The sequence below is a fragment of the Microbacterium sp. CH1 genome, assembly GCF_001595495.1.
GTDB lineage: Bacteria > Actinomycetota > Actinomycetes > Actinomycetales > Microbacteriaceae > Microbacterium.
In genome coordinates, this window is the sequence record NZ_LOSO01000018.1 from 178,371 (window position 1) to 198,254 (window position 19,884).

Here is a 19,884-nt window from a genome sequence, read left to right on the forward strand (position 1 = left end):
GAGCAGTGCGGCCTGCCAGGATGCCGTCATGAGCATCCTCGTGAACGTCGACAACTTCGCCCTCGCCGAGACCCATCGCATGATGCGCGACCTCCAGAGAGAGGCCGGGGGTGTGGACCGGTTCCTGCACAACCGGGCTCCGGCCGCGATCGACCGGCAGACCGTGATCCGGCTGAACCGGGACACGCTGTACAGCTTCGCGGTCCTCGACATCAGCGAGGGCGCGACGTTCAGCATCCCGGAGCACGGCGACCGCTACCTCTCGGCGATGGTCGTCAACGAGCACCACTATGTGGATGCGATCTTCCACGAGGCGGGCGAGCACACGCTGACGGAGGCGCAGTTCGGGACGCCGTACGTCGTGCTGGCCGTGCGCATCCTCGTGGACCCCGTGGACCCGGCGGATGTGGCGGAGGTGGGGGCGCTGCAGGACCGCATCGCGCTGCACAGCGGGTCGGCCACGCCCTTCGCGATGCCGGACTACGACACCGTCAGCCTCGATGAGACCCGCCAGGCGCTGCTCGCGTTGGCTCGGAACCTGCGGGGTTTCGACCGCATGTTCGGCAGCGAGGACGAGGTCGACCCGGTGCGGCACCTCATCGGCACGGCGGCGGGCTGGGGAGGGCTTCCCTCATCCGAGGCGAGCTGCATCGGCGTCGATCCGCGTCTGCCGGTGGGCCGCTACGAGCTCACGGTCAACGAGGTCCCCGTCGACGGCTTCTGGTCGATCTCGGTGTACAACGCCGACGGCTTCTTCGAGCCGAACGATCGCGAGGCCTACACGATCAACGACATCACCGGCGTCCGCAACGACGACGGCACGATCACCGTCCGCTTCGGCGACCATCCGGAGGGCGTGCCGAACGTGCTGCCGATCACGGAGGGCTGGAACTACCTCGTCCGCCTCTACCGCCCCCGCCCCGAGGTGCTCGACGGCAGCTGGACGTTCCCAGCGCTCCGGGAATCGGCTTGACCCTGACGTCGCGTGAGGGCCGGTCAGGCCGCGTGCGTCCGGGGATTCGCGTCCGTGACGGCGAACGAGGCACGGACGGTCCGGGTAGCGGAAGGTGAAGCCGGCGGCGGTGAGCTTCTCGGGGAGGACCCAGCGGCTCTTGAGCACGAGCTCGGTCTCGGTGCGGATGCCGATGGCTCCGAGCTCGAGCATCCAGCGCGGCATCGGCGGGCCGACCTTCGCCCCCAGCACGCGGCGCACGGTGGCCATGAAGGCGGCGTTGTCGACGGGGTGCGGCGAGGCGGCGTTGACCGGCCCGTCCAGAGCGGGGGTCTCTTCGAGGAACTCGATGATGCGCGCCACATCCTCGATGTGGATCCAGCTGAAGCGCTGCCGACCGCGACGGGCGCCGGGAAGGTGCGCGGTGCCGGCGGCGCGGCGGGCGGGACCGACCGGCCAGAACCCGTCGTACTGGGGGCCGCCGAGACCCAGCCGTGCGAGGGTGCGGAGCGGTTCCAGCACACCGCCGTCGCCGAGGACGATGGCGGTGCGGAGGGCCACACGGCGGGTGCCGGGGAGCGCGTCGGCGAAGAGGGCTCGCTCCCACGCCTTGGCGACCTCGACCGAGAAGCCGGTGCCGATCTCGCCGGAGGACTCCGTCATCGGCCGGTCCTCGGCGTGCCGATAGATCGTGGCCGTCGAGGAGTTGATCCACAGCGGCGGCGGGGTGGCCGCGCGGGAGATGGCGCGGCTCAGGGCCGCGGTCGTGTCCAGGCGGGAGCGGAAGATCTCGGCACGGCTGCGTGGCGTGTAGCGGCAGTTCACGCTCGTGCCCGCGAGGCCGATCACGAGCGAGGCCCCGTTGACAGCGGCGTCGATGCCGTCCTGATCCCTCCAGGTCAGGTCGCTCCCGGAGCGGGAGATCGTGACCACCTCGCGCCCGGCATCCCGCAGCCGCGCCGTGAGGAATCGCCCCATGAACCCTGTGGCCCCGCCGATGACCGCCCGGTCCGTGCTCATGCGCTGTCATCCTTCCGATCGGGTTCGAGGGCGTAGTCGAAATCGCCCCGGTACTCGTAGAGGCGGCCGAGGAGCGGGGCGTCGACCGTCAGGCGCACCCGCTGGCGACCGGTCTCGTCGTCCCAGCGCTCGACGAGCCGGACCACGGGAGCCACGATCCGCGGGATGCGGAGCCGGAAGCGCCCGAGGCGGATGCCCACCGCGCGACTGGTCAGGTGCAGGGCACCCGCGCGGGGTTCCGCATCGAAGCAGGCCATGATGAGGCCGGGCTCGCCGATCTCGTCGACGATGCGGCCGTGCCGCGTCGGGGCGACGGCGTCGCGCATGACCCACGGCCCGCTCGTGAACCGGAAGGTGCGCTCGGCGATCGCGCGGGAGGCGATGGTTCGGTTTTCGATGCGGAAGGGCACGTCGCGCTCCCAGCGGGCGGCGATCACCCCGCGCCGCTCGAGGCGGCGGAGGAGCGGCCAGAGCGCGCGGCGCGGCGTGCCGACGCGCTGGAACGTGCCTTCGCCGACGCCGACCATCCCGTCCGGGACCGCCTGGAAGTAAGTCCGGAGTCGGGGGTGAAGCTCGGCGAGGCGCTCGCCGAGGGCCCTCGCGTACGGGGACTGCGGCACGGGCGTCACGGTTCGAGCCTAGCCCTCGGGGACCCCGCCCCGGCCCGCGCCGTCCGCCGGGCGGAGCAGACGGTCGAGGAGGGCGAGGGCCTCGTGCTGCGGAGCCGTGTCGTCCAGCAGCCACTGCGTCTGCAGGCCGTCCGAGGCTGCGACGACGAGTGCGGCGACCGCGAGGGGATCGACGTCGGCCCGGATGCGCCCGTCCGTCTGCTGCTCGCGGACCGTCTCGGCGATGTCGGCCCGCAGGCGGGCGAAGCGCTCGGTCGCGAAGGCGCGGGCGGCGGGATGGCCCTCCTCCAGCGCGCTGGCGACGAGCGTGGAGTACAGCTGCACCAGACCGGGGACCTCGCGGTTGGCCCTGGCCGACCGGATCATCCCCTCGACGGGGTTCGCGGGTTCCGGCTCGGTCTTGCGTCCCGGGGCGTTGCTCTCGACGTAGACCGCGACGAGCAGTTCCTCCAGCGACCCGAAGTAGTGGGTGAGGGCGGCATGCGTCACCCCCACCTCCTTCGCGATCGCCCGCAGACTCGTGCGGTCGGCGCCGCGGGCCGCGAACACCTCGATCGCGCGGTCCAGGATCTCCTGGCGGCGGGCGATGCCCTTGGCGTACGTCCCACGGGGACGCGGGCGTCCGGAGTCGTCGGAGGGGGCGGCGGGCATGTCCCGAGTCTATCGACAAGAAACTTCCACCTGGAGGTATTCGGTGCTAGCGTGCGTGCAGGGCGCCCAACGCCCGCCTGTCACCGACGACCGAGGAGCACGACCGATGACGATCCAGACCTCTCTGCAGCTGTTCACGATCCGCGAGCAGCTGGAGGCCGACCTCGAGGGCACGCTCGCCGCGGTGGCGGCGCGCGGGTTCACCGCGGTCGAGCCCTACGACTTCGTGCGCCGGGCGGACGACATGGCCGCCGCCGTGTCGGCCGCGGGACTGACCGCCCCGTCCGGGCATGCGTTCCTCGCGACCCCGACCTTCGTGCGCCCGGACGGCTCCGGCACCACGGCTCCCGTCCCTCCGCCCGCGGAGGTCTTCGCGGCCGCGAAGACGCTCGGCATGGACACGGTGATCGATCCCTACACCGAGCCGGCGCGCTGGGAATCGGTCGACCAGATCGTCGAGACCGCCCGGCTGCTCAACGAGGCGGCGGAGATCGGCGCGGAGGCCGGTGTCCGAGTCGGCTACCACAACCACGCGCATGAGCTGGAGGCGGTGTTCGACGGGGTGACCGGGCTGGAGATCCTCGCGGGGCACCTCGACGAGCGCGTCGTGCTTGAGGTCGACCTGTACTGGGTCGCCCGGGGCGGCGTCGACCCGGTGGCCCTCGTGGAGCGTCTCGGCGAGCGCGTGATCGCGGTGCACGCGAAGGACGGCACCCTCGACCCCGCGCTGCGGGACGCGTACCCGCCGGCCGATCAGGTGCCCGCGGGCGACGGGGCCGTGCCGCTCCGGGAGGCCATCGCCGCCGCGCCCGCGCTCGAACTCGCCATCGTGGAGTTCGACCACTACGACGGTGACCTGTTCGACGCCATCGAGCGCAGCCGGGTCTTCCTCGACGCCGAGGCGGCGCGCTGATGGTGCGCGGGGGTGGCGTCGTCGGCGTCGGCCTCATCGGCGCCGGAAACATCAGCGACCAATACCTGCAGAACCTCACGCGCTTCCCGGACGTGGAGGTGCGGGCGATCGGCGACCTCGTCGAGGAGCGGGCGCGCGCGCAGGCCGCAGCGTACGGGGTGCCGCGGGCCGGGGGTGTGGAGGTCGTGCTCGACGATCCCGACATCGACATCGTCGTGAACCTCACGATCCCGGCCGCGCACGTCGCCGTCTCGGAGGCGATCGTCGCCGCCGGGAAGCACGTGTGGACCGAGAAGCCGCTCGGCGTGGACCGCGAGGAGGCGCGACGCCTGCTGGAGACGGCCGCAGCGGCCGGACTCCGTGTCGGCGTCGCGCCCGACACCGTCCTCGGCCCCGGCGTGCAGACCGCGAAGCGCGCGATCGCCCGCGGCGACATCGGGCGTCCGCTGTTCGGTCAGACGACCTTCCAGTGGCAGGGACCGGAGATCTTCCACCCGAACCCCGCGTTCCTCTACGCGAAGGGGGCGGGGCCGCTCCTCGACATGGGGCCGTACTACGTCTCGACCCTGGTCCACGTCTTCGGGCCGGTGGCCGCCGTGGCCGCCCTCGGGCTGCAGGGGTCGCCGACCCGCCGCGTGCAGGTCGGCGACCGCGCCGGGGAGGAGTTCCCGGTCGAGATCCCGTCCACGCTCAGCGTCCTGATGGACTTCGAAGGCGGAGGTCAGGCGCAGAGCCTCTACAGCACGGACTCGCCGCTGGTGCGGCAGGGCATCGTGGAGATCACGGGAACCGAGGGCACCCTCGTCATCCCCGACCCGAACACGTTCGGCGGGCCGATCACGATCACCCGGCCGCTGTCCCGGCACTTCGTGCCACCGGAGCCGGTGGTGCAGGAGGTCGTCGATGTCGCGCCGGAGGGGGTGCTCGCGGGGCGCGGGCTCGGGCTGCTCGACATGGTGCGCGCGATCGCGGAGGACCGACCGCACGTCGCCACCGGCGACTTCGGGTACCACGTGCTCGACACGCTTCTCTCGATCGAGGAGGCCGCAGCGCGGCGCACGTTCGTGGAGGTCGCGAGCACGCTGGATCAGGTGGGCGCGCTGCCCGCCGACTTCGATCCCTTCGCGGCGACGTAGCGGTCCACGTTCGCGGGGGAGAGCACCTCGCGGGCGACCATGATCGCCGCACCCGGCCCCGCGACGCTCGTCCGGCTCAGGGCTCCCGCAGGCGGACCAGGCGCTCGTGCCCAGTCTCCTCGAGCTCGGCGATGTCGTCGCGCGACTTGAGGAAGTCGGAGAACGACCGGTAGCCGAGGGCCTTCTCGCTGAAGGACGGGTCCATGCGGCGCATGTGCGTCTTGACCGCGGAGCTGTGCAGCCATTCGTCGGCGTCCGCCTTGTCGTGGCCGAGACGCAGCGCGCGCTCCAGGAGCCGTGTGGCCTCGCCCTGGTCGTCGATCTTCTCCTCGACCTTGGGCTCCTCGGCGGTGGTCTTGCTCTTGGCCTTCGCGCGCGACTTCGATGCCGTCTTGGGCTTCGCGGTACCCGTGTCCGCGGTGGCCGGGGTGGACGGCTCCGCCGGAACCTCGACCGCGGGGGCGACGGCGGGCTGTGCCGCCTTCGTCGGACGCGCCACGCCGGGGAGCGAGTCGTAGGACTCGAACTCGTCGCAGGCCGCAGCGAGGGACTTCGCCGTGGACCCGGCGACGCCCACGCCGATCACGTACCGGCCGAGGCGCTTGCAGCGCTGGGCGAGCGGCACGTAGTCGCTGTCGCCCGCCACGATGACGACGTGGGTCAGGTCCGGCAGGCGGAACATGTCCTCGACCGCGTCGACCGCCAGCCGGATGTCCGCGCCGTTCTTCGCGTACGCCGCGGCCGGGAAGAGCTGCACGAGATCCACCGCGCGCGCCACGAGCTGCGAGCGGTACTCGGCGTTGACCGGCGACGACCAGTCCGCATACGCCCTCGTTAGCACGAGCGTGCCGAAGGACGCCGCGTAGTCGATGATGGCGCCGACCTCGATCATCGCCCGGTTCAGCCGCTCGGCGACCTCGGGGTCGTTCGGGTGCTCCGTGATGCGCTGGCGATCCTTGCCGTAGGAGTTGCGGCCGTGGACGCGGTCGTACCAGGAGATGACGATGTTGTCGAAGTCCAGGTACACCGCCACGCGGGCGTCGGTCGTCTCAGCCACGGTCGTCCTCCTCACCGGGGTACCGGACGCCGATCTGCGCGCGGATCTCGTCGAGGGCGCCCATGATGGCGACGCTCTCCGCGATGGGGAGGATGTCGCCCTCGAGGAGACCGTCGCGGACCAGACGCTCGGCCGCGAGCGCCTGGTACTGCATGCCGCGGCCCTCGACCTCCGAGACGTACTGCTCCTGCACGGTGCCGTCCGGCCGCACGACACGGAAGGAGGTGGGGGTGTACCAGACCCGATCGATGTCGATGCGGGCCTCGGTGCCGACGATGCTCGCGGCGTTGGGGCCGGCACCGCGCGAGGAGGAGAGGCTCGTGGAGACCGCCCCGCTCTCGTGGATCATGACGGTGGCGACCTCGGAATCGGCTCCGGTCTCGACCAGACGCCCCACGGCGCGGATGGTGGTCGGTGCCCCGAGGATGTCCCAGATGAAGGAGATCGGGTAGATGCCGAGGTCGAGCAGCGCGCCGCCGCCGAGCTCGAGCGCATTCAGACGGTGGGCGGGGTCGGTGGGCAGCTGCTGCGTGTGGTCGGCGCTCACGGCGCGGATCTCACCCAGGGCGCCGTCGGCGAGGAGCTCGCGGATGCGGACCATGTGCGGCAGGTAGCGCGTCCACATCGCCTCCATCACGAGCAGCCCGCGCTCGGCGGCGAGCCGCTGGAGGTCTTCGGCCTGGGCATGGTTGAGGGTGAACGCCTTCTCCACGAGCACATGCTTGCCGTGCTCCAGGGCGAGCCGGGCGTTCTCGTGGTGCATCGGGTGCGGCGTGGAGACGTAGACGATGTCGACGTCGGGATCGGAGACCAGCGCCTCGTACGACGGATGCGCGTGCGCGATGTCGAAGCGTGCGGCGAAGGCGTCGGCCGACTCCTGCGAACGAGAGCCGACCGCGACGAGGTCGAGTCCGGCCGTGCGCAGATCGGATGCGAAGGCGCCGGCGATGCCGCCGGTCGCGAGGATTCCCCACCGAAGTCCAGTCATCCTCTCAGCGTAGAGGGTGGTGCATGTGACCGTCTGTGACATCCGGTGACCTCCGGCTTCCTCCCCGTGGCCCGGGTGGCGGCAGCGGTCCTACCGTGTCGGCATGACGGAACCCCTCGTGATCGGCGCCATGGTGCGCACCCTCGGCGCCTACCCCTCCGGGTGGCGGTACCCCGGAGCCCACCGCGACCCCGCGGGAGACGCCGACATCCTCCGCCGCATCGCGCGGGAGGGGGAGGACGCGGGCCTGGACTACCTCTTCTTCGGCGACTGGCTGGCGACCGGGCCCGACCTGGAGTTCCGTGATCCCTACCTGCTGGCCCGCATCGACCCGCTGAGCGCGGTGCTGTTCCTCGCCGGGGTGACCTCCCGGATCGGACTCATCGCGACGGTCAACACCACCTATGCCGACCCGTACGCCACGGCGCGGGCCCTGGCCTCCCTCGACGTCCTCACCGACGGCCGGGCGGGGATCAACCTCGTCACCGGCGCCGAGCCGCGCGCCGCAGGGAACCACGGTCGTGAGGCCCACGCCGACACCGAGACGCGCTACGACCGGGCGGAGGAGTTCGTCGTCGCCCTGCGCCGGCTCTGGGACTCCTGGGACGAGGACGCCTGGATCGCGGATGCCGAGCGCGGCGTGCTCATCGACCCCCGGGGGCTGCGCGCCGCGGACGTCCAGGGTGCACACGTGCGGGTCGCCGGCCCGCTCAACGTGGCCCGCCCGCCGCAGGGGCGCATCCCGATCGTGCACGCGGGGACCTCGCCGCGGTCGCGGGCGCTCGCGGCGACCGCCGCCGACCTCGCCCTCATCCCCGCCCCCACCCTCGCCGACGCCGTGGCCACGCGGCGGCTGCTGCGGGAGATCGCGGCGGAGGCGGGCCGCCCCCCGAAGGAGCTGAAGGTCATCGCCCCGGTGCTCCCCGTCGTCGCGGAGTCCGACGCCGCCGCCCACCGGATCGTCCGGCGGCTGCTGGAGCTCGTCCCGCTCGCGGAGGGCGGGCAGCGGGAACGCGTCGGGTTCCCGGCGAACCGCACGGTGGAGGCTCTGGCCGACGCGCTGGAGGTGGCCGCCGACGACCCGCTGCGGGCCGCAGCCTTCGACACTCCGGTGACGGTCGCCGAGGCCGCACGCCTGGGGGAGCGGGGCGCCGCGCTCGTCGAACGGCTCGCGGGGATCGCCGGACTCCGGGTCGGGACGCCGGACGCGCCGACCTGGCGGCATCTCGTCGCCGCGCACGCCGTCCCTGCGGCCTTCGTCGTCGGCGACGCCGGCACGATCGCCGACCACTTCGCGCACTGGCGCGACGAGGGCGCCGCCGACGGCTTCAACGTCCTCTCGGCGTTCCAGCCCGGGCAGTTCGAGGCCTTCACCCGCCTCGCAGCCCCCGAGCTCCGTCGTCGCGGTCTTCTCCGGACCCCGGAGGAGACCGGCCAGGGGGTCCGCGCGGAGACGCTGCGCGACCGCCTCCGTGTGACGTCGCGTGTCGGCGCGTGACCACGCGTGTCGTCTCGCGACACCCGGAGTCCGCCGCCTCGCCGCTGCACCCCGCCGCTTCCTACCGTGAACACCACCCGCACTGCACCCGCACCCGAGACCCTGCCTTCCGAACCCGAGGAGTCCTCCGCATGAACCGCCGCCTCATCCGCACCGCCGCCGTCGCGGTCCCGCTCGTCCTGGCCGGCAGCCTCGCCGCCTGCGCCAGCTCGCCCGCCCCGGGGAACACCCCGGCCACGGCGGGGGACCCCGTCTCCGGCGGCACGCTCACCTACCTCGAGCACCAGGCCTACACGAACCTGTATCCGCCGCAGGCCGGCTTCTACCCGAACGGCGGCATCGTCAACAACATCGCCGCCCGGCTCACCTGGCAGAACCCGGAGACGCTCGAGATCGAGCCCTGGATCGCCGCGGAGTGGACCGTGAACGACGACGCCACGGAGTACACCTTCGACCTCAACCCGGACGTGACGTTCTCGGACGGCACGCCCGTGGACGCCGCCGCCGTGGCGAAGAACTTCGACACCTACGGTCTGGGCGACGCCGAGCGCGGGCTCACCGTCTCCGAGGCCATCAACAACTACGCCGGCAGCGAGGTGGTCGACGAGGACACCGTGACGTTCCGCTTCAGCGCGCCGTCGCCCGGATTCCTGCAGGCGACGTCGACCATCAACTCGGGACTGCTGTCTCCGGAGACCCTGGACGGCACGATCGAGGACTTCGGCGCGGGCAACGCGGAGAACATCATCGGCTCCGGCCCCTTCATCGTCACGGACGAGAAGCTCGGTACCGAGTACACCCTCACCGCCCGCGACGACTACGCCTGGGGCCCGGACAGCGCCGAGAACGGCGGCCGTCCGTACCTCGACGCCGTGCACGTGCTGGTCACCCCCGAGGACTCCGTCCGCATCGGGTCGCTGCTCGCGGGCCAGGCCGACTACGTCCGCTACGTCCAGGCGTTCGACGAGGACCGCGTCGAGGGCGCCGGATTCACGCTGTACGCCCCGCAGACCCGCGGCGTGAACAACTCGATCGCCCTCCGCCCGGAGAACCCGCTGCTGTCCGACATCCGCGTGCGCCAAGCGATCATCGCCGCAGTCGACGCGCAGGAGGTCGTCGACACCCTGTTCACCGAGAACTACCCGGTAGCCACGTCGGTGCTGTCCTCGCAGGCCGCGGGATACAAGGACGAGTCCGCGCACTACGCCCACGATCCGGAGAAGGCGGAGGCGCTGCTCGACGAGGCGGGCTGGGAGCCCGGCGCCGACGGCATCAGGGAGAAGGACGGCGAGCGGCTGTCCATCACGGTCTACGAGGCCAAGCCGCAGCCCCTGTCGAAGCAGACCCTGGAGCTCGTGGCGCAGCAGCTCGCGGCTGTCGGTGTGGAGCTCACCGTCAAGCCCGGCGATGCGGGCAGCTACGCGGAGGACACCCGTGATCCGCTGAAGACGGGCTTCTACCACTCGATGGTCGGCCGTGCGGACCTCGACGTGATCAAGAGCCAGTACTTCACGAAGAACCGCGACGTGCTCATCTCTCAGGACGCGACGCTCGACGAGCTGCTGCTCGCCGTCGCCTCCGAGCCGGACGCCGAGAAGCGGGTGGCCGCCTCACAGGCCGTGCAGGACTACATCGCGGAGCAGGCGTACGTGATCCCGCTCTTCGAGGAGCCGCAGGTCTACGGTGCGGCCACGTACGTGCACGGCGTCGCGTTCGAGTCGGTCGGCCGGCCCACGTTCTCCGGCGTGTGGCTCGCGGAGCACTGAGGATCACGGTGACCCCATGACCTTCGTCCTCCGACGGGCCGGGCAGGCCGCGATCGTGCTGATCGCGGCCTTCACGGCCACGTTCTTCCTGCTGCAGCTGCTGCCGGGAGACGCCATCCTCATCAAGTTCTCCGACCCGAGCCTGGGGCTCTCGCCGGAGCAGCTCGACGACATCCGCGCGACCTACGGCGCCGACGTGCCGTGGGGGGAGCAGTACCTGCACGCGGGTCTCGGCTTCCTGGCGGGTGACTTCGGCTACTCGACCCAGTACGGCACCCCGGTGCGGACGATGCTGGCCGAGGCGCTGCCCGCCACGCTGCTGCTCGCGGCGCTCGGACTCCTGGTCGCTGTCGTGCTCGCGGTGCTGATCGCGGCGCTCTCCGCGCTCGCCCCCTTCGCGTGGCTGCGGGACGGCCTGCGGCAGGTGCCGGGACTGTTCGTCGCGGTGCCGGTGTTCTGGCTCGGCATCCTCCTCATCCAGGTGTTCTCGTTCGGACTCGGCTGGGTGCCGATCGTGGGCGCCGACCCCGTTAGCGGCCTGATCCTCCCCGTCCTCACGCTCGCCGTGCCGATCTCGGCGCCCCTCGCGCAGGTGCTGGTCCGGTCGATCGACCGGGTGCAGGCGCAGCCGTTCGTGACGGTGGTGCGGGCGAAGGGCGCGCCGCCGGCGTGGGTGCTTGCGCGCTCGGTCGCGCGCAACGCCGCCGTCCCGACGCTCACCATCGCGGGGGTGCTGTTCGGAGAGCTCGTCGGAGGAGCGGTGGTCACCGAGACGGTCTTCGGCCGCACCGGCATCGGACGCCTCACGGAGCAGGCGGTCGCGAATCAGGACATCCCGGTGTTGCAGGGAGTGGTGCTGCTGTCGGCCCTGGGGTTCGTGGTGATCAGCTTCGCCGTCGACCTGGTCACGCCCCTGATCGATCCGCGGCAGCGGCGATCGGCGCGCGCCGCCCGGTCCCGCCCCGTCCGTCCCGCCGCCCAGGAGGTACCCGCATGACCGCTCCCGTGATCGCGGAGACCACCGTCGAGAAGCCCGGTGCCCCGCCCGCGCCGTTCGCCCCGGCTCCCGTCTCGGCCTCCCGTCCGCGACGGCGGTCGCGCGCCTGGGGGCTGTATCTGGCGTTCGCGGTCGTCGCCGTGGCGGTGCTGTGGGCGGTGATCCCCGGTGTCTTCGCGCCGGGCGACCCGCTGACCGGCGTACCCGCCGACAAGCTCCTGCCGCCGAGCGCCGCGCACTGGTTCGGGACCGACGCGCTCGGCCGCGACCTGTTCGGCCGGGTCGTCCACGGCGCGGTGCACTCGCTGTCGGGTGCGCTCATCGCGGTGACGGTCGGCCTCGCGCTCGGCACGCTTCTCGGAGCCGTCGCCGGCGCGACCGGCGGCGTCGTGGACGACGTGCTGATGCGGATCGTCGACGTGCTGCTGGCCATCCCGGGGCTGCTGCTGTCGCTCTCCGTCATCATCCTGCTCGGCTTCGGCACCGTCAACGCGGCGATCGCCGTGGGACTCGGCAGCGTCGCCGCCTTCGCCCGGCTCATGCGCGCCGAGGTGGCGCGGGTGCGGCGCACCGAGTACGTCGAGGCGGCCTTCGGCAGCGGCGGCACTTTCTTCTCCGTGCTGCGCCGGCATGTGCTCCCGAACGCCCTCACCCCGATCGTCGCGCTCGCCGCCTTGCAGTTCGGCACGGCCATCCTCGCCATCTCCACCCTCGGCTTCCTCGGCTACGGCGCTCCGCCGCCCACCCCCGAGTGGGGGCTGCTGATCGCCGAGGGACGCAACTACATCGCGACCGCCTGGTGGCTCACGGCGCTGCCCGGCCTCGTGGTGGTCGCCGTCGTGCTCAGCGCCAACCGCATCAGCCACCGGCTCGGAAGGAGCACCCGATGACACTGGCGACCCCTCCGTCAGGAGCCACACCCGTCCTCACGGCGTCGGACCTGCGGGTCTCGTACGCCGGCCGCGAGGTCGTGCACGGCCTCTCGTTCGCCATCGCCGAGGGGGAGACGCTCGCCCTAGTCGGCGAGTCGGGCTCCGGCAAGTCCACCACGGCGCACGCCCTCCTCGGCCTGCTGCCGGAGGGCGGACGGGTCGAGGGCGGCCGCGTCCGGCTCGGCGACCTCGACATCTCCGGATGGTCGGATCGGGCGTTCCGCGGCATCCGCGGTTCGGAGATCGGGCTGGTGCCGCAGGATCCGACGACGTCGCTCGACCCGGTGCGCCCCGTCGGCGTGCAGGTCGCCGAGGTGCTGCGCCTGCACGGGCATCGCGACCGGCGTTCCCGGAACGCCCGCGTGCTCGAGCTGCTCGACCGCGTCGGGCTGGACGACCCCGATCTGCGCGCCCGACAGTATCCGCACGAGCTCTCCGGCGGCATGCGGCAGCGGGTCCTCATCGCGGCCGCGATCGCCCTCCGCCCTCGGCTGCTCATCGCGGACGAGCCCACCAGCGCCCTCGACGCCACGGTGCAGCGCCGCGTGCTGGACCTGCTGGACGAGCTGCAGCGCGAGGACGGCACGAGCATCCTGCTCGTGACGCACGACCTCGGCGTCGCCGCGGACCGGGCGGCGCGGATCGCGGTGCTGAAGGACGGCCGGATCGTGGAGCAGGGATTGAGCGCGCAGGTGCTCGCGGAGCCGGAAGACCCGTACACGCGGCAGCTGCTCGCCGACGCGCCGGCCTTCACGACCGGCTTCCGACGTCCGGACGCGCCGCCGTTCCTCCGGGATGCCGCGGCGGTGGCCGCCGAGAAGCCGTGGGAGATCGTGGCCGCGGGCCTCGTGAAGGAGTTCCGGGTCTCGGGACGCGAACGCTTCCGGGCGGTCGATGACGTCTCCTTCCGGGTGCGGCGCGGGACGACCCATGCGCTGGTCGGCGAGTCCGGATCGGGCAAGTCCACGACCGCGCGCCTGGTCACGCGCTTCCTCCGTCCGGACGCCGGGACCGTGGAGCTCGTGGGGGAGGACGCGACGGCCGTCGAGGGGGCGCGACTGCGTGCGCTGCGTCGGCGGATCCAGCTGGTGTACCAGAACCCGTTCGCCTCCCTCGACCCACGGCAGCAGATCGCCGACATCGTGGCCGAGCCGCTGCACAACTTCCGCATCGGGACCCGCTCCGATCGTCGGGATCGGGCGGTCGCGCTGCTCGAACGCGTGGCGCTGCCGGCGGATGCGGCCCGCCGCACCCCGAGCGAGCTGTCCGGCGGGCAGCGCCAGCGGGTCGCGATCGCGCGGGCGCTCGCCGTCGACCCGGAGATCCTCGTGCTCGACGAGGCGGTGTCGGCGCTCGACGTGACGGTGCAGGCGCGCGTCCTCGAACTGCTCTCCGCGCTCCAGGCCGAGCTCGGACTCACCTACCTCTTCATCTCGCACGACCTCGCGGTGGTGCGCCGCATCAGCCACACCGTCTCCGTGATGCACCGCGGTCGCGTGGTGGAGGACGGACCGACCGAAGAGCTGTTCCACGACCCGCAGCACGAGAACACCCGGGAGCTGCTGGCCGCGGTCCCCGGACGAACGGAGATCCTCGCATGAGCACCACCCCTCGTCCCACCGTCGCGTTCTTCACGCGGCTCCTCGACGACGCGTCCCCGGCCGACCGCTACCGCCTCGCCCTGACGCAGATCCAGCACGCCGAGGAGCACGGCGTGGGGCGGGCGTGGGTGGCGCAGCACCACTTCCGGGCGGCGGAAGGCGGGCTGCCCTCCCCGCTCGTCTTCCTCGCGCACGCGGCGGCACGCACCTCGCGGATCCGCCTCGGCACCGGGATCATCACCCTTCCCCTCGAAGACCCGGTCCGCGTGGCCGAGGACGCCGTGGTGGCCGACCTGCTCGCCGACGGGCGGATCGACCTCGGGCTCGGCAGCGGCGGTACCCCGTCATCCTTCGCGCCCTTCGGGGAGGACGTGCGCGACAAGGGGCCCACCTACGACCGCAAGCTCAGTCTCCTGCTCGACGCTCTCGCCGGCCGGGACATCGGCGCGGGGAACACGCTGTATCCGGACGCGGGGTCGCTGGCCGCGCGCATCTGGCAGGCGACGTTCTCGGCCCCCGGCGGTCATCGGGCGGGCGTCCACGGTCACGGACTGTTGCTGTCTCGCACGCAGCCCCGCCCCCACGACCGGCTGCACGCGCCGCTGTCCGCGCTGCAGGACCCCATCATCGACGCGTACCTCGACGCGCTGCCCGCCGCGGCGACCCCGCGCATCACCGCCTCCCGTACCGTGTTCGTGGCGGACGACCGCGCCGAGGCGCTCCGGTTCGCCGAGGTCGGGTTGCGACGCGCGGCCGAGGGCTTCCGTCGGCAGGGCCAGACCATCCCCGGAGACGACCTCGACGACCTCATCGTCGCTCTCGACACGCATCTCGGCACGCCCGAGGAGGTCGCCGCCTCGCTCGCCGCCGACACCACGCTGCACCGCGCGACCGAGGTGGCGTTCCAGGTGCACTCGGTCGACGCACCGCACGCCCACGTCCTGCGCTCGATCGAGCTGTTCGCGACCGAGGTCGCACCGGCCCTCGGCTACGCGCTGACCCCGCCGGATCCCGAGAGCACCCGCACTGCCGAGAACACCCCCACCGTGAAGGAGAACGCATGACCGCCGACATCGTCGACCAGCTGACGGGGGTGACGCCGGAGCTGGATGCGCTGCGTCGTCGCCGCCCCGTGACCAGGGAGCAGCTCCAGGCGAGCTTCGACGCGCTGTTCCACCCGGTCTCCGCGGAGCACGTCTCGCTCGCCGAGCGCGCGCTCATCGCGGCGTTCGCGACCGCGCTCGCCGGTGCCGACGACCCCACGGCCGAGTTCTACGCCGGGAAGGCCCGCGAGATCGACCCGGAGCGCGCCGCGATCGTCGCCCGAGAGGCCGAAGCAGCCGCGACCACCGGACCGTTCGGCGCCTACACCGAACGGGGGCTGGAGGCCGAGAGCACCGACGGCGCGCGGTACGTGCCGGACGAGGCGGCGTCGACCGCCCTGGGGGAGCGCCTCGCGGCGGCTCTCGCGCACACGCACCTGCTGGTGTTCCGCTCCCGCGAGGCATCAGGCGCCGACCTCGGCCGCCTGCACGACGCCGGCTGGTCGACGGACGGCATCGTCACGCTGTCGCAGCTCGTGTCGTTCCTCGCCTTCCAGCAGCGGGTCGTCACCGGCCTGCGGGTGCTCCAGGACGCCGGACTCACCGACACCGACACCGACACCGACACCGACGAGGACGCCGCATGACTGCCGCCGACACCGTGCTCCGGCACGACGACGCCCCCTATCCTGACGCCTTCACCCGCGCCGAGGTCGGCTGGACGCCGCACCTCGCGCCGCTGACGGAGGAGGATCTCACCCCGCGACACCTCGACGGCCTCGTCGACGCCGCCCGCGCGAAGAACGAGTACTTCCGGCTGCTCGCGCGCGACCCCGAGGTGCTCCGCGCACGCACCCTCGTCGACAAGGACATCTTCTACAACACCGCGGAGGGGCTCCCGCGCGCGGAGCGGGAGCTCGCGGCCACCGCCGCCTCCCGCCGCAACGGCTGCGTCTTCTGCGCGTCGGTGCACTCCCGGTTCGCGGCGCACCACGGCAAGCGGCCGGACGACATCGACGCGCTCCTCGCCGAGGGCGTGGACGCGGACCTCGGGGAGCGCTGGAACGCGATCGTCGCCGCCGCGGTCGCGCTGACCGACACGCCCCGCGCGTTCGGTCCCGCGCACATCGCGCGCCTGCGCGCGGCCGGACTGGACGACCTCGAGATCGCGGACGTCGTGCACGGCGCCGCCTTCTTCAACTGGGCGAACCGGCTGATGCTCTCGCTCGGCCGCCCCGTCGCCCCCGCGTGACCTCGCGGGGGCAGCTCCGGGCCGCGCTCGGTCGTGTCCTATCTGTCGCAGGTTGCGATATCGGTGGGCGCGGCATCGACGACCGAGGTTGTCACGGTCGTCCAGCTCGTCGTCGTCCCCGCGGGGAAGCTGGCGAACGCGGTGAGTGTGACCTCGCGTTCGCCGATGTACCGCCCGGTATCGGGGTCGATGATGATGTCGTACTGGACGTCGTTCGCCGGTTCGAACCGGCCGATCGCGATCCCGGTGGTGCCGTTCAAGGTCGCTTGCTGATCCGTGATCGTCACCCCCGGGATCAGTGCGGCCGCTTTGTACAGCGCTGCCCTGAACTCGGCGGGCGCGGTCCCTCGCTCGAGAGCGCTCGCGATCCACTCGAGCGCCTGCCCGTCGCGAGACTGCCCGGAGGTCCCGTTCAGCTCGTAGATCTTGTTGAGGAGTTCGGCCGGGTCACGCGGGAGGGCGCCGTCGTCGACGCTCCTGGTCGTGGTGGTCTGAGAGCTGCCTACGCGGTGCCCGTCGGGGCCGACCCCTCCGGGGATTCGCCGGATGACGCTCGAATCGGCCGAGGAGAAGTTCGCTGCCTGTTCGCGGGCGAAAGCCTCCGACCTGGGGCCGAACGTCTGCAGTGGCCATCGTCCGCACTGGATCCACACCCAGTCGTCGTCACGATCAGCGGGCACATACAGTTCGTCGTGATAGCCGTCGATCATGGAGACATCGCCTTCCGGCACCGTGTTTCCGTTGTTCGCTCTGATCTTCTCGGCATCCGCTTCGAGAGTTCCGACGGCACCGAAAGCGCCGTCGGTGCGAACGAACAGATACTGCCCCGGTCCGACGACCGGGTCGCTGACCTCCATGGTCGCGAGCGCTGCAGAGTGGAGCGCACTCGCCGCGGCGGGATCGGCTCCGCCATTCCACTCGGCGACGCCCAGAACGTCTGTGGCCACCAGCGCGGCCACGAGACCTGCGGCACCCAGCATGGAGAATCCAGCCCACGCGAATGTGCGTCGACGTGTCGGCGCAGGACGAAACCTCGTGTTCTCCCCCAGGTGCGAGAAAAGCGCCACAGGCGTCTCCCCGTCGATACGTTCGGCGAGAGCGGCCCGTCCGCGCGTCAGCGCCGCGGCGCTCGGTGCGCGGGAACCGTCACGCGTGCTGCGGAGCAGCGTCAGCTCGTCCATGATCCGTCTCCTGTTCGATCGAGGTGAGGGCGGCTGCGCGACGAAGCTTCCGTCGCGCCCGGTTGAGTCGTGAGCGCACGGTGCCGACCGGCACCTGCATCGCCTGAGCGATCGCCGAATAGTCGAGATCTGCCCACGCATAGAGCAGCAGCGTGTCTCGGTCCGCAGCCGGCAGACGTCGAAGAGCTTTCGTCAACCGGTGGGTGAGCCGCTCCGCGTCGATGCGCGCTCCCGCTTGCTCGATGAAGTCCGGGGCGACCTGAGCGGCGAGGTCCGCTGACATCCCCTTCCACGCGGTCGCCTCCACACGGGCATGCTTGCGCATGAGCCGCGTTGCGATCCCGAGCAGCCACGGTCTCGCGCTCTGCACGGTGACGTCGTACGCCGCACGTCGGTCGAAGGCCACAAGAAACGTCTCGGACATCACGTCATCCGCCGCATGGTCACCCAAACGCTGGGCGGCGTAGCGATACACCGACGTCGAATGGCGCTCGTACAACGCCTGAAAGACAGCGGGCTCGTGGATCGAGCGTTCAATCACCTCGTTATCGGGGCTCACGTCCGTATTGCTCGATTCCGCTGTTTCGGTTCACACCAATATCGCAGTGAACGCTCCGAGGGTGCGTCGTCGGCGGCGTGGTCACCTGCACGGAGGTCGTCGCCGGATGCGCTACCGTCGCATCATGACAAGCCGTCTGCGGCGCCGAAGCCTCCCTGTCGCTGGCTTCGTCGCTGCGGCCGCCATGCTCGTCGGGTGCGCGCCGAGCATCGAGAACCTCGTGCGGCTGAGCCTCGCGGATTCCATCGAAGAGGCGCAGGACAGCATGTGGGAGCACCGCGGCACGATCGTCACGGACCCGGAAGTGACGATCGCCGAACTCTCCCTCGCCTCCGACCTCCGGGACGGAACCGACGAGCTCGACGGCAACCCCCTCAAGCTCCTCGCCCTCGACAAGAGGGGCGACAGCACCACCCTGACACTCCTCGCATTCGGTGGCGCGCAGACGGGCGGTGGCTGGTGGTACGAGCAGCGCCAAGGGGCGGTGTGCTTCACCCTGACCTTTCCGCGAGGCGAAGAGATCGTGGAGACCGGCCCCGCGGACTGCCCGAGTATCCCGGAGCTGGACGGCATCGAGGACGTCGTCCCGCTCGAAGAACTCGACGTCAGAATCACCGCCACCAAGGCCGACTACCCTGACTCGGTGTGCCAGTGCTACAGCGGCAGTGAGTGCGACTGCCCCGGAGGATAGGCGATCGGATCGGAGCCTGTCGCGGCAGCACCTCCGCTCCGGTGCCACCCTGATCCCTCAGGGGACGAGGATGATCTTCCCCGAGGCGGCGCCGGTCTCCATGAGATCATGGGCGCGCGCCGCCTCGGCGAGAGGCAGCTCCGGGCCGAGCTCGATCGTGAAGTCGCCGGCCGCCAGCAGGTCGACCGTCTTCTGCAGCGCTTCGGCGCGCCACGCCAGCTCCTGCGGCGTGAGCGGCTCGGGGGAGCCGCCGGAGAACGCCCGGATGCCGAAGTCGGCCGCGTCGGGACCGCGGACGATGGTCGCGATGCGGTCGCGGTCGGCAACCAGGGCGAGGGAGGTCTCGATCGCCTCGTCAGTGCCCGCGCAGTCCAGGACGACGGTCACGGGGGAGGGGGCCGCCGCGCGGACGCGGTGGAGCAGGCCGTCGCCGTAGGCCACGGGGATCGCGCCGAGCTCACGGAGCTGGTCGTGCCGGGCGGGGCTCGCGGTGGCGATCACCGTCGCGCCCCCGGCGACCGCGAACTGCACGGCGGCCTGGCCGACCGCACCCGAACCCGCGTGGACGAGAAGCACGTCCTCGGCCGTCACGCCGAGCGAGCGGAGGGACTGATAGGCGGTGCCGGCGGGGATGCCGATCGCTGCCCCTCGGCCGCGGTGACGGCGTCCGGGAGCTTCACGAGCTTGTCGGCCTCGACCGCGAGGGCGGAGGCGTACGTGCCGAGCGTGTCACGGATCGCGACGCGGTCGCCGACCTCGAACCCGTCCACGCCCTCGCCCAGCACCTCGATCACCCCGGCGCCGTCGAACCCGACCGGACGCGGCTCGGTGATCGGCGCAGAGGGACGCTTGCCGCTGCGGAGCTTCGCGTCGATGGGGTTGGCGCCGGCCGCCTCGATGCGCACGAGCGCCTCGCCGCGGACGGGCACAGGGTCCGGCACCTCCATGAGGTGCAGGACGGCGGGGGATCCGAACTCGGTGTAGACGATCGCGCGGGCCATTCCCTCAGGCTACCCGG

Annotated in this window: 20 protein-coding genes and 1 pseudogene; 12 read left to right on the forward strand and 9 right to left on the reverse strand. The window is 71.9% G+C overall.

The genetic code is table 11. The annotated features are described in order from the left end of the window. Positions 1–28 precede the first annotated feature (28 nt). Positions 29–973, forward strand: a complete 945-nt coding sequence (locus AUV07_RS12005) for a DUF1214 domain-containing protein (protein WP_062636391.1) — start codon at positions 29–31, stop codon at positions 971–973. Positions 974–1,051: 78 nt separating this feature from the next. Here the strand turns inward: AUV07_RS12005 and AUV07_RS17375 are convergent. From AUV07_RS17375 to AUV07_RS12020, 3 genes and pseudogenes are all read right to left on the reverse strand, one after another. Continuing rightward, positions 1,052–1,972, reverse strand: a pseudogene (locus AUV07_RS17375) (epimerase); the annotation flags it as partial. Then, positions 1,969–2,601, reverse strand: a complete 633-nt coding sequence (locus AUV07_RS12015) for a DUF4166 domain-containing protein (protein WP_062636400.1) — start codon at positions 2,599–2,601, stop codon at positions 1,969–1,971. The pseudogene AUV07_RS17375 and the gene AUV07_RS12015, both read right to left, overlap by 4 nt. Before the next feature lie 9 nt (positions 2,602–2,610). Further along, positions 2,611–3,252: a TetR/AcrR family transcriptional regulator gene (locus tag AUV07_RS12020; protein WP_062636405.1), complete on the reverse strand. Its 642-nt coding sequence runs from the start codon at positions 3,250–3,252 to the stop codon at positions 2,611–2,613. A 106-nt stretch (positions 3,253–3,358) separates the two neighbouring features. On the opposite strand from AUV07_RS12020, the gene AUV07_RS12025 reads away from it, so the two are divergent. Both AUV07_RS12025 and AUV07_RS12030 read left to right on the forward strand, forming a co-directional pair. After that, a complete protein-coding gene (locus tag AUV07_RS12025) occupies positions 3,359–4,165 on the forward strand; it encodes a sugar phosphate isomerase/epimerase family protein (RefSeq protein ID WP_062636414.1) in 807 nt (268 codons plus the stop codon). Next, positions 4,165–5,301 (forward strand): Gfo/Idh/MocA family protein, encoded by a 1,137-nt coding sequence (locus AUV07_RS12030; RefSeq protein WP_025105576.1) that lies wholly within the window; start codon positions 4,165–4,167, stop codon positions 5,299–5,301. The genes AUV07_RS12025 and AUV07_RS12030 overlap by 1 nt, the downstream gene beginning before the upstream one ends. Before the next feature lie 76 nt (positions 5,302–5,377). Here the strand turns inward: AUV07_RS12030 and AUV07_RS12035 are convergent, their stop codons facing one another. Together AUV07_RS12035 and AUV07_RS12040 are read right to left on the reverse strand one after the other, a co-directional pair. Further along, entirely contained in the window at positions 5,378–6,358 is a 981-nt protein-coding gene (locus AUV07_RS12035; RefSeq protein WP_062636423.1) for an NYN domain-containing protein, read from the reverse strand. Further along, complete coding sequence (locus AUV07_RS12040) at positions 6,351–7,346, reverse strand: Gfo/Idh/MocA family protein (RefSeq protein WP_062636884.1); 996 nt, start codon at positions 7,344–7,346, stop codon at positions 6,351–6,353. Before AUV07_RS12040 ends, AUV07_RS12035 begins: the two co-directional genes overlap by 8 nt. Positions 7,347–7,449: 103 nt before the next feature. Here AUV07_RS12040 and AUV07_RS12045 point away from each other — a divergent pair, with 103 nt between their 5' ends. From AUV07_RS12045 to AUV07_RS12080, 8 genes are all read left to right on the forward strand, one after another. Beyond that, complete coding sequence (locus tag AUV07_RS12045; RefSeq protein WP_062636424.1) at positions 7,450–8,844, forward strand: NtaA/DmoA family FMN-dependent monooxygenase; 1,395 nt, start codon at positions 7,450–7,452, stop codon at positions 8,842–8,844. A 131-nt stretch (positions 8,845–8,975) separates the two neighbouring features. Further along, positions 8,976–10,610, forward strand: a complete 1,635-nt coding sequence (locus tag AUV07_RS12050) for a TIGR04028 family ABC transporter substrate-binding protein (protein WP_062636425.1) — start codon at positions 8,976–8,978, stop codon at positions 10,608–10,610. A gap of 16 nt (positions 10,611–10,626) precedes the next feature. Beyond that, on the forward strand, positions 10,627–11,607 hold the full coding sequence (locus tag AUV07_RS12055) for an ABC transporter permease (RefSeq protein WP_062636426.1): 981 nt from the start codon (positions 10,627–10,629) through the stop codon (positions 11,605–11,607). Continuing rightward, on the forward strand, positions 11,604–12,497 hold the full coding sequence (locus tag AUV07_RS12060; RefSeq protein WP_062636434.1) for an ABC transporter permease: 894 nt from the start codon (positions 11,604–11,606) through the stop codon (positions 12,495–12,497). The genes AUV07_RS12055 and AUV07_RS12060 overlap by 4 nt, the downstream gene beginning before the upstream one ends. Continuing rightward, positions 12,494–14,140, forward strand: coding sequence for a dipeptide ABC transporter ATP-binding protein (locus AUV07_RS12065; protein ID WP_062636438.1), 1,647 nt, complete (start codon positions 12,494–12,496; stop codon positions 14,138–14,140). The genes AUV07_RS12060 and AUV07_RS12065 overlap by 4 nt, the downstream gene beginning before the upstream one ends. Next, positions 14,137–15,204: a putative FMN-dependent luciferase-like monooxygenase gene (locus AUV07_RS12070; protein WP_062636444.1), complete on the forward strand. Its 1,068-nt coding sequence runs from the start codon at positions 14,137–14,139 to the stop codon at positions 15,202–15,204. Before AUV07_RS12065 ends, AUV07_RS12070 begins: the two co-directional genes overlap by 4 nt. Then, positions 15,201–15,830 carry a CMD domain protein gene (locus AUV07_RS12075; protein WP_062636446.1) on the forward strand — a complete coding sequence of 210 codons (630 nt, stop codon included), beginning with the start codon at positions 15,201–15,203 and terminating at the stop codon, positions 15,828–15,830. The genes AUV07_RS12070 and AUV07_RS12075 overlap by 4 nt, the downstream gene beginning before the upstream one ends. Further along, entirely contained in the window at positions 15,827–16,435 is a 609-nt protein-coding gene (locus tag AUV07_RS12080; protein ID WP_062636448.1) for an alkylhydroperoxidase domain protein, read from the forward strand. Before AUV07_RS12075 ends, AUV07_RS12080 begins: the two co-directional genes overlap by 4 nt. A gap of 38 nt (positions 16,436–16,473) precedes the next feature. Here the strand turns inward: AUV07_RS12080 and AUV07_RS12085 are convergent, their stop codons facing one another. Next, positions 16,474–17,616, reverse strand: coding sequence for a CU044_5270 family protein (locus AUV07_RS12085; RefSeq protein WP_062636450.1), 1,143 nt, complete (start codon positions 17,614–17,616; stop codon positions 16,474–16,476). Continuing rightward, entirely contained in the window at positions 17,582–18,175 is a 594-nt protein-coding gene (locus AUV07_RS12090; protein ID WP_231868258.1) for an RNA polymerase sigma factor, read from the reverse strand. Before AUV07_RS12090 ends, AUV07_RS12085 begins: the two co-directional genes overlap by 35 nt. A gap of 124 nt (positions 18,176–18,299) precedes the next feature. On the opposite strand from AUV07_RS12090, the gene AUV07_RS12095 reads away from it, so the two are divergent. Continuing rightward, positions 18,300–18,866, forward strand: a complete 567-nt coding sequence (locus tag AUV07_RS12095; protein ID WP_146008238.1) for a hypothetical protein — start codon at positions 18,300–18,302, stop codon at positions 18,864–18,866. A 57-nt stretch (positions 18,867–18,923) separates the two neighbouring features. On the opposite strand, the gene AUV07_RS18035 is transcribed toward AUV07_RS12095, so the two are convergent. Then, positions 18,924–19,457, reverse strand: coding sequence for a zinc-binding dehydrogenase (locus AUV07_RS18035; protein WP_231868259.1), 534 nt, complete (start codon positions 19,455–19,457; stop codon positions 18,924–18,926). Further along, complete coding sequence (locus tag AUV07_RS18040; RefSeq protein ID WP_231868260.1) at positions 19,454–19,867, reverse strand: alcohol dehydrogenase catalytic domain-containing protein; 414 nt, start codon at positions 19,865–19,867, stop codon at positions 19,454–19,456. The genes AUV07_RS18035 and AUV07_RS18040 overlap by 4 nt, the downstream gene beginning before the upstream one ends. Between the last annotated feature and the right edge of the window lie 17 nt (positions 19,868–19,884).